10 protein-coding genes are annotated in these 13,999 nt (G+C 41.1%); 6 read left to right on the forward strand and 4 right to left on the reverse strand.

The annotated features are described in order from the left end of the window. The first annotated feature begins 95 nt into the window (after positions 1-95). From ycaO to PSI23_RS03755, 6 genes are all read left to right on the forward strand, one after another. Positions 96-1,859 (forward strand): 30S ribosomal protein S12 methylthiotransferase accessory factor YcaO, encoded by a 1,764-nt coding sequence (ycaO, locus tag PSI23_RS03730; RefSeq protein ID WP_273553818.1) that lies wholly within the window; start codon positions 96-98, stop codon positions 1,857-1,859. A 345-nt stretch (positions 1,860-2,204) separates the two neighbouring features. Continuing rightward, complete coding sequence (focA, locus tag PSI23_RS03735) at positions 2,205-3,062, forward strand: formate transporter FocA (RefSeq protein ID WP_273553819.1); 858 nt, start codon at positions 2,205-2,207, stop codon at positions 3,060-3,062. A gap of 54 nt (positions 3,063-3,116) precedes the next feature. Beyond that, complete coding sequence (pflB, locus tag PSI23_RS03740; RefSeq protein WP_273553820.1) at positions 3,117-5,399, forward strand: formate C-acetyltransferase; 2,283 nt, start codon at positions 3,117-3,119, stop codon at positions 5,397-5,399. Positions 5,400-5,678: 279 nt separating this feature from the next. Continuing rightward, a complete protein-coding gene (pflA, locus tag PSI23_RS03745; protein ID WP_273553821.1) occupies positions 5,679-6,419 on the forward strand; it encodes a pyruvate formate lyase 1-activating protein in 741 nt (246 codons plus the stop codon). A gap of 685 nt (positions 6,420-7,104) precedes the next feature. After that, a complete protein-coding gene (locus PSI23_RS03750) occupies positions 7,105-7,920 on the forward strand; it encodes a BPSS1780 family membrane protein (protein ID WP_273553822.1) in 816 nt (271 codons plus the stop codon). 90 nt (positions 7,921-8,010) lie between these two features. After that, complete coding sequence (locus PSI23_RS03755; RefSeq protein WP_273553823.1) at positions 8,011-8,841, forward strand: BPSS1780 family membrane protein; 831 nt, start codon at positions 8,011-8,013, stop codon at positions 8,839-8,841. An 83-nt stretch (positions 8,842-8,924) separates the two neighbouring features. Here the strand turns inward: PSI23_RS03755 and serS are convergent, their stop codons facing one another. From serS to PSI23_RS03775, 4 genes are all read right to left on the reverse strand, one after another. Beyond that, positions 8,925-10,214 carry a serine--tRNA ligase gene (gene serS / locus PSI23_RS03760; protein WP_273553824.1) on the reverse strand — a complete coding sequence of 430 codons (1,290 nt, stop codon included), beginning with the start codon at positions 10,212-10,214 and terminating at the stop codon, positions 8,925-8,927. A gap of 90 nt (positions 10,215-10,304) precedes the next feature. Continuing rightward, complete coding sequence (locus PSI23_RS03765) at positions 10,305-11,648, reverse strand: replication-associated recombination protein A (protein WP_273553825.1); 1,344 nt, start codon at positions 11,646-11,648, stop codon at positions 10,305-10,307. Positions 11,649-11,655: 7 nt separating this feature from the next. Then, positions 11,656-12,267 (reverse strand): outer membrane lipoprotein periplasmic chaperone LolA, encoded by a 612-nt coding sequence (lolA, locus tag PSI23_RS03770; protein WP_273553826.1) that lies wholly within the window; start codon positions 12,265-12,267, stop codon positions 11,656-11,658. A gap of 73 nt (positions 12,268-12,340) precedes the next feature. After that, positions 12,341-13,999: DNA translocase FtsK (locus PSI23_RS03775; protein WP_273553827.1), on the reverse strand; the 1,659-nt coding region annotated here is incomplete at its 5' end.

Genomic DNA, 13,999 nt, shown 5'->3' on the forward strand with positions numbered 1-13,999 from the left:
AACTCTAATTAACAATAATTTTTGGGAACTAATAGAGCGGATGAAAAAAACACCGTATGATATGCAGCCTTTAACATAAATTGAAGTGAATCACGATGACGCAAACCTATATCCCAGGCAAAGATGCCGCGTTGGAAGACTCCATTAATCATTTTCAGCATAAGCTGGAGTCTCTTGGTTTTAATATTGAAGAAGCCTCATGGCTGAATCCTGTCCCGAATGTTTGGTCAGTACATATCCGCGATCGTGACTGTCCTCTGTGCTTTACCAATGGCAAGGGTGCCAGCAAAAAAGCTGCGTTGGCTTCTGCATTGGGAGAATATTTTGAGCGTCTATCAACAAACTATTTCTTTGCTGACTTTTACCTCGGTGACGCCGTTGCCAATGGCGAGTTTGTTCATTACCCAAATGAAAAATGGTTCCCGTTACCAGAAGATGATTCTCTGCCAGAAGGTATTTTAGACGAACGCCTGCATCGTTTTTACAACCCAGATAACGCGCTCTGTGCTGGCCAGTTAGTTGACCTGCAATCTGGTAATGAAGAACGGGGAATCTGTGCCCTGCCATTCACTCGCCAGTCAGATAACCAATCTATTTATATTCCAATGAATATTGTCGGAAACCTGTATGTTTCAAACGGCATGTCAGCTGGCAATACCATGAACGAAGCACGCGTTCAGGGATTATCTGAAGTGTTTGAGCGATATGTGAAAAACCGCATTATCGCAGAATGTATTAGCTTGCCTGAAATTCCACAAGATATTATGAACCGCTACCCAAGTGTGGTTGAATCAGTCAATAAATTGCAGGAAGAGGGCTTCCCACTCTATTGTTACGATGCTTCACTTGGTGGACAGTTCCCGGTTATTTGCGTCGTCCTGTTCAATCCTAATAATGGCACTTGTTTTGCGTCTTTCGGTGCTCATCCTGACTTTGGTGTTGCGCTGGAGCGTACAGTCACAGAGCTGCTACAAGGCCGGAGTCTGAAAGATCTGGATGTCTTTACTCCACCAAGTTTCGATGACGAGGAAGTTTCTGAACATACTAATCTGGAAACTCACTTTATTGATTCAAGCGGTGCAATCAGTTGGGATCTGTTTAAGCAAGATGCTGACTATAAGTTTGCTGACTGGAATTTCAGCGGAACGACAGAAGAAGAATTCTCCACCTTGATGGGAGCCTTCAATAAACTGGATGCTGAAGTTTACATTGCTGATTATGAGCATCTTGGTGTTTATGCCTGCCGCATTCTGGTTCCCGGTATGTCAGATATTTATCCGGTCGAAGACCTGCATATTGCCAATAATACTATGGGAACTCATCTGCGTGACACTATTCTGGCATTGCCGGAAAGTCAATGGCAACCAGAAGAATATCTGGCTTTCCTCGAACAGTTGGATGATGAAGGTTTGGATGACTTCACTCGTGTCCGTGAATTATTGGGGATTGCTGCGGGTAAAGATAACGGTTGGAGCAACCTGCGTATCGGTGAATTGAAATCCATGCTGGCACTGGCTGGTGGCGATTTGGAACAAGCACTGATTTGGGTTGAATGGACACAGGATTTCAATGCCTCTGTTTTCACCGCTGAACGAGCTAACTATTATCGCTGTCTGCAAACGCTATTGTTGTTGACCCAAGAAGAAGATCGCAAACCAGAGCAATATTATCAGGCATTTGTAAAAATGTACGGTCAAGACACTGTCGATGCTGCTTCTGCAGCCATTGTCGGAGAAAACTGCTTCTATGGTCTATGGTCTATTGATTCGGAATTAAAAACATTGCCAGCCCATCAAGCATTATTGAATGCTTATGAGAAACTGCAAAAAGCCAAGCGTGAATTTTGGACCAATAAATAAATCATTAAATTAAAGTTTATTAATCATTAAAAGTAAAATAACAGGTTAAATTGTCATTTATTTGTTATTTCAAAATGAATTATATTTAACCTGAATTTTACTTTTAACATCCAAAATACCAAAATCATCTCTGAAAGACCAAAACCTACTATATAAAATATTTTTATAAATTTTAAAAAATATTTTTTCTTTATAAATCATATTATTAATATCAAATTGCCACATTTAGGCCGCCATATTTCATCAGACTTTCAGTCTAACATGATCCATATCAAATTCAGGCCTATGCCCATTTGTTACTATCAATGCGTGCTATAATTAATTAAGGATAAAGAGAGTGTTAGGATGAAAACTGACAACCCTTTTAATTTATTTCCACCTGCTGTAATGGCACAAATCGCTGATGATAGTGGTGTATATAAAGTCAATAAACACCCCGCAGTGACTTATTTATCGGCAATCATGGCAGGTATGTTTATTTCCATTGCTTTTGTTTTTTATATTACGGCAACAACAGGAGCTTCTTCCATTCCTTATGGATTGGCTAAATTAACTGGCGGGATCTGTTTTTCCCTTGGTTTGATGTTGGTAGTGATATGTGGTGTTGATCTCTTCACTTCCACGGTATTGACAATCATTTCAAAAGCAACAGGGCGTATTACTTGGTCTCAAATGGTCAAAAACTGGATTAACGTTTATATCGGTAATCTGATTGGCGCACTGTTTTTCGTGGCCTTGATTTGGTATTCCGGTCAATATGCCGTTGCCAATAGTGGTTGGGGTCTGAATGTATTACAGACAGCAAACCATAAAATGCACCATTCTTTTATTGAAGCGGTATGCCTGGGTATTTTAGCAAATCTGATGGTATGCCTTGCGGTTTGGATGAGCTATGCCGGACGCAGTCTGATCGATAAATTATTCGCATTGATACTGCCAATTGGTATGTTTGTCGCCAGTGGCTTTGAACATAGTATTGCTAACATGTTTTTAATTCCGTTAGCGATCGTTATCAAAAACTTTGCACCAGATGAGTTTTGGGTGAAAATAGGAGCAACCCCTGAGCAGTTTCCTCAACTCAACATTTCAAACTTTATTACTGACAACCTAATTCCGGTAACAATAGGTAATATTATTGGTGGTGCGGTATTGGTTGGGTTGACTTATTGGTTGATTTATTTACGTGGTGGTAAAAAACACTAATTCACCTCCATGTCAGATTTCTTAAAAATTCCACTGCTAAAAGGTAGAAGTATCATGTCCGAGTTAAACAAAAAATTTTCTGTAGCATGGCAAGGTTTTAACGAGGGTAGTTGGCAGAATGAAGTCAACGTTCGTGATTTCATCCAGAAAAACTATATCCCGTATGAAGGTGATGAATCATTCCTTGCAGGTGCCACAAAAGAGACGGATCTTTTGTGGGAAAAAGTCATGGAAGGTATCAAAATCGAAAACCGCACTCATGCGCCGGTGGATTTTGATACTGACGTTGCGTCTACAATTACTTCTCATGATGCTGGTTATATTGAAAAAGATCTGGAACAAATCGTTGGTCTGCAAACCGAAGAGCCATTGAAACGTGCCATTATTCCGTTTGGTGGCATTAAAATGGTTGAAGGTTCTTGTAAAGCCTACAATCGTGAGCTGGACCCAAAACTGAAACAAATTTTCACTGAATATCGTAAGACTCATAATCAGGGAGTATTCGATGTTTATACACCCGATATCCTGAAATGCCGCAAATCTGGTGTACTGACTGGTCTGCCTGATGCCTACGGTCGTGGCAGAATCATCGGTGATTATCGCCGCGTAGCATTGTACGGTATCGACTTCCTGCGCGATGAAAAATTTGCCCAATTCACTTCCTTACAGGAAAAATTGGAAAACGGCGAAGATTTGGAATCTACTATCCGCCTACGTGAAGAACTTGCTGAACAGCACAGTGCCCTTGGTCAAATCAAAGAGATGGCCACTAAATATGGCTATGATATTTCCAATCCTGCTAGCAATGCCAAAGAAGCAGTGCAATGGACTTATTTCGCTTATCTGGCTGCCGTTAAATCTCAAAACGGTGCTGCGATGTCCTTCGGTCGTGTTTCCAGCTTCTTGGATATCTATATCGAACGCGATATTCAAGCAGGTAAATTGACCGAACAACAAGCTCAAGAGCTGATTGACCATTTGGTCATGAAACTGCGCATGGTGCGTTTCCTGCGGACTCCTGAGTATGATGAACTGTTCTCAGGCGACCCGATTTGGGCAACTGAATCACTGGCTGGTATGGGCTTGGATGGTCGTACTCTTGTGACCAAAAACAGTTTCCGTTTCCTGAATACGCTATACACTATGGGACCATCCCCAGAGCCTAACATGACCATCCTGTGGTCTGAAAAGCTACCAATTAGTTTTAAAAAGTTCGCAGCAAAAGTATCGATTGATACCTCATCCCTGCAATATGAAAATGATGACCTGATGCGTCCTGACTTCAACAGCGATGATTACGCTATCGCATGTTGTGTCAGCCCCATGATTATTGGTAAACAAATGCAGTTCTTCGGGGCTCGCGCAAACTTGGCAAAAACCATGCTGTATGCCATCAACGGCGGCATGGATGAAAAAATGAAAATGCAGGTTGGTCCGAAAGAAGAACCAATGAGAGATACCGTGCTGGATTATGACAAAGTCATGGATCGCATGGATCACTTCATGGATTGGCTGGCAAAACAATATGTTACTGCTCTGAACATCATTCACTATATGCATGACAAATACAGCTATGAAGCTTCATTAATGGCACTGCATGATCGTGATGTGTACCGTACCATGGCATGTGGTATCGCAGGCCTGTCCGTTGCTGCTGACTCATTATCTGCCATTAAATATGCGAAAGTTTCCCCAATCCGTGATGAAGATGGTTTGGCAATTGATTTCAATATTGAAGGTGAATACCCACAATTTGGTAACAACGATCCACGTGTCGATGATATCGCTTGTGATCTGGTTGAACGCTTCATGAAGAAAATCCAGAAACTACAAACATATCGCAATGCAATTCCAACACAGTCTGTACTGACCATTACCTCAAACGTGGTTTATGGTAAGAAAACGGGTAATACCCCTGATGGACGTCGTGCTGGTGCACCATTTGGGCCGGGAGCTAACCCAATGCATGGACGTGACCAAAAAGGTGCAGTTGCTTCATTGACTTCGGTTGCTAAACTGCCATTTGCCTATGCTAAGGATGGTATTTCATACACTTTTTCTATCGTACCTAGTGCATTGGGTAAAGACGACGAAGTACGTAAAGCAAATCTGGCGGGCCTGATGGATGGTTATTTCCATCACGAAGTAGATATCGAGGGTGGTCAGCACCTGAACGTTAACGTAATGAACCGCGAAATGCTGCTGGATGCAATGGAAAATCCTGAGAAATACCCACAGTTGACTATTCGCGTATCAGGTTACGCTGTGCGGTTTAACTCGTTGACGAAAGAACAGCAACGAGACGTTATCACCCGTACATTTACCCAAACTATGTAATAAAAATACCAAAAATAATTACTTGAAATAGCGTTACCTCAAAATGTCATTATGTTCTATACCTAATGGATTTCAAGGTGCATCGCGGCGGCAAGGGAACGAATCCCCGGGAACATAGATAACTCTATGTTCATAACAACGGTGACCGGGGTGAGGGAGCGCAGCCAACAAAGAGACAACTTGAAAGACGAAGGGTATATTGAAATAAAATGACATACACTAAAGGCTCCGTAACACTTGGGGCCTTTATTAGCTTGTCAGTTTTGGAGAAGTCCTTTCATGTCCGTACTTGGCCGTATCCACTCATTTGAATCTTGCGGAACCGTAGATGGCCCCGGTATCCGCTTTATCGCGTTTTTCCAAGGTTGCCTCATGCGCTGCCTCTATTGCCATAACCGCGATACTTGGGATATCCATGGCGGAAAAGCGGTAACTGTTGAAGAATTAATAAAAGAAGCAATAACCTATCGTCATTTTATGAATGCTTCGGGTGGCGGAGTCACTGCTTCCGGTGGTGAAGCAATTCTTCAGGCGGAATTTGTTCGTGACTGGTTCAGGGCTTGCCATGAAGAAGGTATTCATACCTGTCTGGATACCAATGGCTTTGTTCGCCGTTATGATCCGGTGATCGATGAACTATTGGATACGACTGATCTGGTTATGTTGGATTTAAAACAGCTTAATGATGATATTCACCAAAAATTAGTCGGCGTATCCAATCATCGGACTCTTGAATTTGCTCGTTATCTGGCAAAGCGCAATCAAAAAACCTGGATCCGTTATGTTGTCGTTCCTGATTGGTCAGATGACGATCAATCAGTTCATTTACTGGGTGAATTCACCAAGGGCATGAAAAATATTGAAAAAATAGAATTATTACCTTACCACGAACTTGGTAAACACAAATGGATTACCATGGGCGAAGAATATAAACTGGAAGGTGTTAAACCTCCATCAAAAGAAACAATGGAGAGAGTAAAAGAAATTTTAAGTAGTTATGGGCATCATGTAATTTATTAGATACATTCCCCTCTCTTCTCCAACGACCAAATTAGTAACGTAATCTATAATTCTTAAGAGAAACTGGCTCTCTCAATCACTTGAGGTCAGTTTCCTTCAAAAGGATTTAAATCCAATCTGCTATTTGCAACCATTACATTGAATAAATTTTTAAACTCCTTTATATTCTGCTAAGTAGCTGATAGTACGAAATACTGTTAGATACAATCTATATAGATATCCTAAATATTATTGCTAGTTATCACCCATTTTTAAGTAAAATCAACCAACTATAAGCAATTAATATCTAATGCTTTTTATTACTTTATACATCTAAAAGAAGCTATTCCTCTACATCTAGAGGAAAAATAAATCAGAATAATCTACTAACAATAGTGTTAAATACTTTATTCTAAAAACAGATAATACCTGATAACCAAAATGAAATCATTTACCTTAAGTAAAGATGATTTAGAAAATTAACCCAAAGTGATATCAGCATAAGTAATCAAAAACCTAAAATCATTCGTTATTACCTATAAAAATGCCCCTTTCTCTGCTGATAAGAATCAAAATTAATACTTGTTGATTAATAATTTTTATATGATAATTCTGACGTTTTCTCTAACAATTTGTGTTAATGGAATGGAAATAGAGAAAAATCAATTCGGAAATTGCCATTCAATAATGATAAATCGGAAAAAAAATGAATAATCAAGAGATTAATTTAAATTCAGGAGAGAACAACGTTTCCCTGAGTAAAGAAAAAGATACATTTATTCCAGGTGGTCGTGCCGTAGGAGCTGGAGCAGCAACAGAGTGGATTGGTAATGCATGGAAAATGTTCAAAGCACAACCAATGAAATGGATACTACTAACCTTAGTCTATTTGGTTATCGTATTCGTTTTGCAATTCATTCCTATTGTCAGCCTTGTTGTGATGCTGTTTGGCTCAGTATTTATTGCTGGATTTATCGCTGCTAGTGAAAAACAAAGAACAACGGGTGATTTTGAAATAGAATTACTTTTCCATGGATTTAAGAATAAATTCGGCTCATTAGTGGCTGTTGGTGGGCTTGTCATCGGCATATCTATACTTGGTGGCATTGCTGCTGTTATACTTGGTGGAACAAGTCTAATTCAAATGCTTTTAGTCGGGCAAGATCCAGACGCAATGCTATTAATGGGAAGTTTTTCTACTTTAATGCTGGCAGTATTGGTTCTATTACTCTTTAGCATCGTTGCCCTTGCATTTAGTTGGTTTGCTCCTGCTCTGATTATTATTAATGATCTAAAATTTGGTGAAGCAATCTCAATGAGCTTGAGTGCAGTAAAGAAAAACCTATTTGGTGGTTTTCTCTTTTTCTTACTGGTGGGCATTATGATGACTATTTCTGCAATTCCATTGGGGTTAGGTTTATTTGTTACTATCCCTATATATATGGCAACCTATTATACAACTTATCGCAGCATTTTTTATGCTCCAGAACCTCAAGAGACAAAATCTCGCTTAATCAGCTAAACATTTGCTAATGAATATTTATACGTAAAAAGCGCTAGAAATAGCGCTTTTTTTACTATTCAATGTTATGTATATTGAGATGAAAAAATAATGAATAACCAAAATATTCATCCAGGTTTGGAAAAATTACCCAATAATTCAGACAATGAAAACAGTATCTTCATTCCCAAAGGTCAATTAATTGGAGCAAGTGAAGCTATTGCCTGGATAGGCGATGCATGGGATTTTATATCACCTAAACTTGGTATGTGGATATTGATAGGAATTATCTATGGTGTTATCACCATAGGCATTGAATTCATTCCCTATTTCGGCTTTATCCTTTCTAATTTACTGGAACCTTTATTTTTTGCTGGAATTATTGCCATTTGTGAAACACAAAGAATAACTGGTAAATTTGTGTTAAGAAAATTATTTTATGGTCTTTATAATAAATGTGGTGCTCTACTGACGGTCGGTGCCATTATTTGTGTAATAAAGATATTGGGGAATCTTGCTTCTGCTCTGCTAGATGGTAACGATCTCTATCAATCTATTTTAGATGACCTTTCTTTATATAGTAATTATGATTCAATGATCATTGGTGATGATTCAGAAATATCGTTTTTATCTTTCTTTACTCTCCTGATTTCCTTGTTTTTATCCAGCGCATGCTCTTGGTTTGCATCTGCATTGATTATACTGAACGGTTTTAACGTAGAAAAAGCTCTTTCAACCAGTCTAAAAGCTATATGGAAAAATCTCTTAGAGGTATTACTATTCCTTCTCTTTCTGTACCTTTTGATCTTTATTTCTGCAATTCCTCTATTCTTGGGACTTTTTTTCACAGTACCATTGAGTCTGGCAATATCTTACACCTCTTATCGCAGTGTTTTTTATAAACAAGAAACAAAAAGAGATGAATTCACCATGATAAATTAATTCATGACATTTACTCATAAAAAAAGCGCCATTATTCGGCGCTTTTTTATTAAGAATAGTTGATTTATTAAGAATAGATGGCGTTAACCAATGTATTCTAACCCCTTCATATAAGGGCGCAATACTTCTGGGATTTCAATGCGGCCATCAGCTAACTGATAGTTTTCCATTATTGCAACCAGAGTACGACCTACCGCAAGGCCAGAACCGTTCAGTGTATGTACCAATTGAGTTTTCTTGTCATCTTTACCGCGGAAACGCGCTTGCATGCGACGCGCCTGGAAATCCCATACATTAGAGCAAGAGGAAATTTCGCGATAAGTATTTTGCGCAGGTAACCAAACTTCCAGATCGTAAGTTTTTCTTGCACTCGCTCCCATATCACCCACACACAGCAGCATTTTGCGGTAAGGAAGATTCAATAATTGCAATACCTTCTCTGCATGCCCTGTCAGTTCTTCCAATGCATCCATGGATTTCTCAGGATGAACAATCTGAACCAGTTCAACTTTGTCAAATTGGTGCATACGGATCAGACCACGGGTATCACGACCATAAGAACCCGCTTCGGAACGGAAGCAAGGAGTATGTGCCGTCATTTTCAGTGGTAATGTGCTTTCATCCAGAATTTCATCACGAACTAAGTTGGTCACGGGGACTTCAGCAGTTGGAATCAATGCATAATGACTGCCAGATTCTTCTTCCAAGGGTCTGGTATGGAACAGATCTTCACCAAATTTAGGTAACTGGCCTGTACCATATAAGGAATCATGGTTAACCAGATAAGGAACATAAGTTTCCAGATAACCATGCTGCTCTGTATGCAGATCCAGCATGAATTGCGAGATGGCACGGTGCAAACGAGCAATCTGACCCTTCATTACCACGAAACGTGAACCAGTCAATTTAACCGCAGCAGCAAAATCAAGGCCGCCAGCCAGTTCACCCAGTGATACATGATCTTTGACTTCGAAGTCATATTGGCGTGGTTCACCCCAACGACTAATTTCCAGATTATCACTGTCATCTTTTCCGTCCGGAGAAGAATCATCTGGGATATTCGGCATGCTTAATGCGATGCTACGGATCTCGGCCTGCAAGGTTTCCAGTTCAGCTTTTGCTGAATCCAGTTTTTCTCCCAACTGATTCACTTCCTGACGCAGTGGTTCAATATCTTCACCACGGGCTTTAGCTGCACCAATAGCCTTCGATCGGGAATTACGTTCTGCCTGCAGGGTTTCAGTTTCAACTTGTAAAACTTTGCGGCGCTCTTCTTGTTTGCGCAGCATCTCCACATCAAGGGTATAACCCCTGCGAGCCAGTTTTTCGGCGACTGCGTCTAGCTCATTACGCAGTATATTTGGATCGAGCATGCTAGTCCTGTGCTTATTGTTATTGAAAAAACTACAGCTCTTAGCTGTAGTTTGAAATTGTTAGATATAAACCTTACCGTATCAAGAAAATTAACGGTAGCGTTTTATTGGGCTATTTTGATCCTGTTCCATTAGCCAGTTTAACTTCTCACCAATCTTACCTTCCAGCCCTCTGGCAGTCGGATAATAATAACGAGTTTGTTGCATTTCTGGTGGAAAATAGACTTCGCCGGCAGCATACGCATTCGCTTCATCATGGGCATAACGGTACGCTTCGCCAAATCCAATCTCTTTCATCAGTTTAGTCGGAGCATTACGCAAATGAGCAGGGACATCATAATCTGGCTTGTTTTGTGCGTCCGCCATAGCTGCTTTGAATGCTGTATAAACCGCATTGCTTTTCGGTGCACATGCAAGATAGACAATCGCCTGGGCAATTGCCCTTTCTCCTTCAGCCGCTCCTACGCGCGTAAAACAATCCCATGCAGCAATAGCTATCTGCATTCCACGTGGATCAGCATTACCCACATCTTCAGAAGCAATTGCCAGTAACCGACGGGCAACATAAAGCGGATCACCACCTGCGGTAATAATTCGGGCATACCAGTAAAGTGCTGCATCAGGTGCTGAACCGCGAATTGATTTATGCAAGGCAGAAATTAAATCGTAATATCGATCGCCTTTATTATCAAACCTCGCACTCCTTTCCCCACTCACTTCTTTCAACAAATCCGGCGTCAAAATCCGCTGCCCTTGCGCATTGGTTTCCGCCATATCTGACATCATTTCTAGCAAATTCAGTGAACGACGTGCATCTCCCGCAACAAGCTCTGCTATCATCTGGCGAGTATTGTCCGGTAATACGATATTTTGCCCTCCAATGCCACGCTCTGTATCGTTCATGGCCTGAATAAGCACCTGTTCAATTTCTGTCGTCGAAAGTGATTTCAATAAATAGACACGAGCCCGTGACAACAGTGCTGAATTTAATTCGAAAGAAGGATTTTCGGTTGTTGCACCAATAAATGTGATCGTACCGTCTTCAACATGTGGTAAAAACGCATCCTGCTGGCTTTTATTAAATCGATGAACCTCATCAACAAATAAGATAGTTCTACGCCCTGCATTACGGTTTTGTCGTGCTTTTTCTATGGATTCGCGGATTTCTTTAATGCCAGAAGTGACTGCCGAAATACGTTCAATATCAGCTTGCGCGTAATAACCAATGATTTCAGCCAACGTTGTTTTTCCTGTTCCGGGCGGCCCCCATAAAATCATGGAATGGAGGTGACCGGTTCGGATTGCTCTTGGCAAAGGCTTTCCTTCCGCCAATAAGTGTTGCTGACCGATATAATGATCCAATATGACTGGCCGCATTTTTGCGGCCAGTGGCTGAAATTCATTCTGTGAAAAATCGAGAGAAAGATTATTCAATTAAACCTCACTGGCGTTGATCATCCAGCGTGACACCTTCCGGTACGGTAAATTTGAATTTTGCCGCATCCACGTTTACGTTTTGCTGCCTTTTCAATTGATAAGCACTTTTTTGCCCATCCTGTTCAACGACAGTAAATTTTTGGATCGTTCCCTCTGGAGTCACGGTAATTGAAAAAAGTTTTAAATTGCCATTGGTATTATGAGGAGTCAGCTCAAAGTTATTGCCGTTCTGCACAACTTTGTACTGTTTCCAGTCAGCCGGATCATTACGCGCAATTAGCATAAATGGCGTATTTCCCGTTGCTTCTTTTAACCAATTTGCTGTTACTTGTTCAACAAAGGGGTTATAAAACCACAAAGTTTTACCATCAGAAACTAAAACGCTCTCATCAGGTGATGTCATATGCCAGTTAAACAAATTAGGGCGTTTGATCCAAAGTTCCCCTTCTCCTTTTTGGATCGTTGAATCGTCATTACTAGTGACTGTTTGGGTGAAACCAGCATGAAAGCTATTCACCTTTCCCAAACGCCCTTGTAGATCCTGCGTTGCATCAGCCCACGCAGAACTTATGCTCACACCCATCATTAGGCAACCAATTAACATCAGTTTTTTCATGTGCGAGATACCTTCAATTCGTTTTATTATTAGCCATCAACTGCCGATATTGTATTGTATTTCACAGCGGTAATTAATGTTCATGCGGCGGAGGCGCCAAAACTTCACGATTACCATTATGCCCTGGTGTACTAACTATCTGCTGCGCTTCCATTTGTTCAACAATCCGGGCTGCTCGGTTATATCCAATACGGAATTGACGTTGTACACCCGAAATAGAAACACGACGTTTTTCAACTACAAATTCAACTGCTTGATCAAACAAGGGATCCAGTTCTTCTTCGCTATCAAATCCTGTACCGCCTTCACCATCTTCTCCCCCTTTAATAATACTATCTATGTATTGAGGACGACCGCGGGCTTTCCAATCATTCACGACTTCATGAACTTCTTGATCGCGTACAAATGCGCCATGAACACGTACAGGAATGGAAGAGTTTGGTGCTAAATAAAGCATATCCCCCATACCAAGCAATGATTCTGCACCACCTTGATCAAGAATGGTACGGGAATCTATTTTACTGGATACCGTAAACGCAATACGCGTTGGAATATTTGCCTTAATCAATCCTGTGATAATATCAACAGAAGGGCGCTGTGTTGCCAGTACCAAATGAATACCTGCTGCTCGTGCTTTCTGAGCCAAGCGCGCGATTAATTCTTCCACTTTTTTCCCGACTGTCATTATTAAGTCGGCAAACTCATCAACCATTACCACAATATAAGGCTCTTTTTTCAGCATAGGATGCGTTGCATCCATACTGTCACCCGGCTTCCAGAACGGATCAGGAATCGGGCGCCCCATATTTTCCGCCTGTTTGATCTTGTCATTATAGCCCGCAAGATTGCGCACCCCTAAAGCTGACATCAGCTTATAACGTCGCTCCATTTCGTTTACACACCAACGCAATGCATTGGCTGCATCTTTCATATCGGTAACAACTTCAGTCAATAAGTGCGGAATACCTTCATATACCGATAATTCAAGCATTTTTGGATCAATCATAATAAAGCGAACATCTTCTGGTTTCGCTTTATACAAAATGCTGAGGATCATTGCATTGACCCCTACCGATTTCCCCGAACCAGTAGTCCCTGCTACCAGTAAGTGAGGCATTTTACCCAAGTCAGCCACAACTGGCTGCCCTGCAATATCCTTTCCTAAAACGATAGTTAACGGGGAAGGATTATCACGGAATTTCTCACAATCCAGAACTTCCCGTAAATAAACTGTTTGGCGTTTTTTATTGGGTAATTCCAAACCAACATAAGGTTTCCCCGGAATAACTTCCACGATACGGACGGCTACCGCTGAAAGCGAGCGAGCGAGGTCACGCGATAAATTAGAAATACGGGAAGCTTTCACTCCCGGAGCCAGATCCAATTCAAATCGTGTGATTACAGGCCCTGGAGAGAATCCAACAACATCTGCTTTAACACGATAGTCATTCAAACGCACCTCAATTAAACGAGAGATTTTCTCAAGCGCAAACATATCAACCGGTTCTTCTTCCGCTGGAGGTTCCGCCAAAAGATCCAGAGAAGGCATCGGTGTCGTTGGTTTTGTCAATGGCTGATCATTTCGCATCAAAAACGGATGGAACAAGCTATCTTGCTGCGGTTGCTGCGGTTGCTGCGGTTGCTGCGGTTGCTGCGGTTGCTGCGGTTGCTGCGGTTGCTGCGGTTGCTGCGGTTGCTGCGGTTGCTGCGGTTGCTGCGGTTGCTGCGGTTG

This window comes from Xenorhabdus yunnanensis (assembly GCF_028598805.1).
Classification (GTDB): domain Bacteria; phylum Pseudomonadota; class Gammaproteobacteria; order Enterobacterales; family Enterobacteriaceae; genus Xenorhabdus; species Xenorhabdus yunnanensis.